The sequence below is a fragment of the Nocardia sp. NPDC004722 genome (genome assembly GCF_053601505.1).
Genome location: NZ_JBSGBY010000837.1, coordinates 1 through 2,873, shown reverse-complemented (window position 1 = coordinate 2,873; position 2,873 = coordinate 1). Strand labels below are relative to the sequence as shown.

The following is a 2,873-nucleotide window of genomic DNA, read 5'->3' as shown; positions in this document are numbered from 1 at the left end:
GGGGTCTTCGGCCATGGGGGTTTCGCTTTCGCAGTCTCCGGGGGTGCGCGAAGTATGTCATGTTTCGTCCACCTTCGCGTCACCCGAGATTCAGCGAATGGTTCCACCCAGCAACCGGTCCAGGCCGCCGATGAGGAAGATCACCTGATCCTCGTAGAGCGCGGTCAGTTCCGGCTCGGGCGGCGGGGCCGAGCCGGGATGCCATTCGTCGGCCCGGCTCAGGGCCTGGAGGAACCCCATCAGGGCAATCGCCCAGCGGGCTTCCAGGCGAGCGGGATCCGAGTCCGGGAACGCACGGCGCAACTGGACCAGCAGCAGGTCGGGCAGATCACCTTCGGCGGCGGTGAGCGCCGGATGGCCGTGCAGCGAGAGCCTGGTCACGATCTTGATCCAGCGCATGCCGCGAGTGCGCTGCCGTAGCAGCAGGTCCCGATAGGGCTCGGTCACCGCGCGCACCAGAGTCTCCGCGGTGGGCGGGGTTTCGTCGGCCGCGAGCCGCTCGGCATTGGCGCGGATGCGGTCGCGGACGGTCGCGCCGAGATCGAGCAGGACGGCGGCGATCAGATCGTCCTTGGTGCCGAAGTGGTAGTTGACCGAGGCGGGGCCGAGCCCGGCGGCGGCGTTCACCGCGCGCACCGACACCGCGTCCACGCCGTGGGCCGCGAACAGGCGCTCGGCGGTCTTCACCAGACGGGTGCGGGTCGCGGCGCCCTGGCGGTTCTGCATCGGGACCGTCATGGCACGAGCTTGGCACACCGGGCATATGGGCTCGTCGGAGCGTCTCCCACTCAGCGGGACCGGTCAACTTGTGGATCACTTGATCCAGTTTTACTCGGGGTACCGCTCCGGGCGACGAAGCCCGGCGCACTCGGGTAAGGAGCTCCACGATGTGGACCGCTGATTCGATGAAATTCGGGGCCTTCCTCGCGCCCTATCACCCCCTCGACGCCGATCCGGCGCTACAGCTGCGCCGCGATATCGATCTCATGGAACACCTCGACCACCTCGGCTTCGACGAGGCGTGGATGGGCGAACACCACTCCACCGGGGCCGAGATCGTGCCCGCCCCCGACGTTTTCATCGCCGCGGCCGCCGAGCGCACGCAGCGGATTCGCTTCGGCACCGGCGTGGTGTCGCTGCCCTACCACCATCCGCTGGTCACCGTGGACCGCATCACCCAGCTCGACCTGCAGACCCGCGGGCGGCTGATCTTCGGCACCGGGCCCGGCAAGATCCCGCTCGACGCGCACATGATGGGCATCGACCCGTCCGATCAGCGCCGCCGCCAAGGTGAAGCGCTGGAAGCGATTCTGGCGCTGCTGCGCGGCGAGGTCGTCAATATGACCACCGACTGGTTCACCCTGCGCGACGCCCGCGCCCAGCTGCCCACCTACGATCCGGCGGGCATCGAGGTCGCGACCGCCTCGACCATCTCCCCCAACGGCTCGGTGCTGGCGGGCACGCACGGGCTGTCGCTGCTGTCGCTGGCGGCCAGCTCGCCCATGGGATTCGAAGTGCTGGACCGCAATTGGGGCGTCTACGAGAAGGTGTGCGCCGAGCACGGCTACACCGCCGACCGCTCGCGCTGGCGGCTGGTCAATCCGATCTTCCTGGCCGAGACGCGCGCCGACGCCGAGCGCGCGGTGAGCCGCCGCATCGGATCCATGGCGGCGTACGTGAACCGGCAGACCGGCGAGCAGCCCGCGTGGGCGGACTCACCCAAGGGCATCATCGACCAGTGGCGCAATGAGAACCTCGGGGAATTCGGGCAGGCCATCATCGGCACGCCCGACGAGGCGATCGCGCGGATCGAGGCGCTGGTCGAGAAGACCGGCGGCTTCGGCACCATGCTCGTACTGCACGTGGACATGGCGAGCTGGGAGGACACCAAGCGCAGCTACGAGCTGTTCGCCTCGGAGGTGATCCCGCACTTCAAGAACCGCAATCGCCGCCGCGAGGACAGCCTGCAGTACGCGGCCGACAATCGGGAGCTGCTGATCGGGCAGCTGGTCACCGCGATCACCAAGGCGCACACCGACTACTACGGCGGCGCTGCCGCGACGGGAGCGTGATCGCATGCGCGCCACACAGTTTCTGAACGGACAGTTCACCGCGGCCGAGATCGCCGAACCGCCCGCGCTCGGGCCGGGGCAGCTGCGCATCGCGGTGGCCGCCTGCGGTATCTGCGGCAGCGACCTGTCGATGTCGAAGGATCCGTGCCGGTTCGTGCAGGTGGCCGCCGACAGCGGGTATCCCCTGGCCACCTTCGACACCGAGCGGCCGGTGGTGCTCGGGCACGAGTACGCCGGGATCGTCTCCGAAATCGGGGCGGGGGTCACGGATTTCGCGGTCGGCGACCGGGTCGCCGGGATCGGGCTGGCGACCGAGCAATCGACCGGCATCCCGACCATCATCGGGTATTCCAACGAGTATCACGGCGCGTTCGGGGAGAGCATCGTCGTCGACGGGTACTGGGTGCGGAAGGTGCCGGACGGTCTGTCGCTGGAACACGCCACCCTGGCCGAGCCGCTGCACGTGGGCGAGATGCACGTGCAGCAGTCCGGGCTCACCGCTGCGGATTCGGCGCTCGTGATCGGCTGCGGGACCATCGGACTCGGGGCCATCATCGCGGCCAAGGCGCACGGGGCGCGGCTGGTGGTGGCGTCGGAACCCTCGCCCAAGCGGCGCGAGCTGGCGCGGGCGGTGGGCGCGGACATCGTGGTGGACCCGAACGAACAGGATCCGATCGCGGCGTGGACGACCGCGGTCGCGCAGGCGGATTCGGTGATCGGGCAGTCCGGCACCGGAATTCTCATCGCCTACGAATGCAGTGGTCGCGCGGGCATTCTCGGCACCTTGATGCGGACGATGCC

General features: G+C 69.0%; 3 protein-coding genes. 2 read left to right on the top strand and 1 reads right to left on the bottom strand.

Translation table 11 applies throughout. The features are described 5' to 3' along the window. Window positions 1–90: 90 nt before the first annotated feature. Entirely contained in the window at window positions 91–738 is a 648-nt protein-coding gene (locus ACWELQ_RS42740; protein ID WP_452402688.1) for a TetR/AcrR family transcriptional regulator, read from the bottom strand. A 149-nt stretch (window positions 739–887) separates the two neighbouring features. On the opposite strand from ACWELQ_RS42740, the gene ACWELQ_RS42735 reads away from it, so the two are divergent. Continuing rightward, on the top strand, window positions 888–2,072 hold the full coding sequence (locus ACWELQ_RS42735; RefSeq protein ID WP_452402687.1) for an LLM class flavin-dependent oxidoreductase: 1,185 nt from the start codon (window positions 888–890) through the stop codon (window positions 2,070–2,072). Between the two features lie 4 nt (window positions 2,073–2,076). Then, on the top strand, window positions 2,077–2,873 hold a 797-nt coding region (locus ACWELQ_RS42730; RefSeq protein ID WP_452402686.1), incomplete at its 3' end, for an alcohol dehydrogenase catalytic domain-containing protein.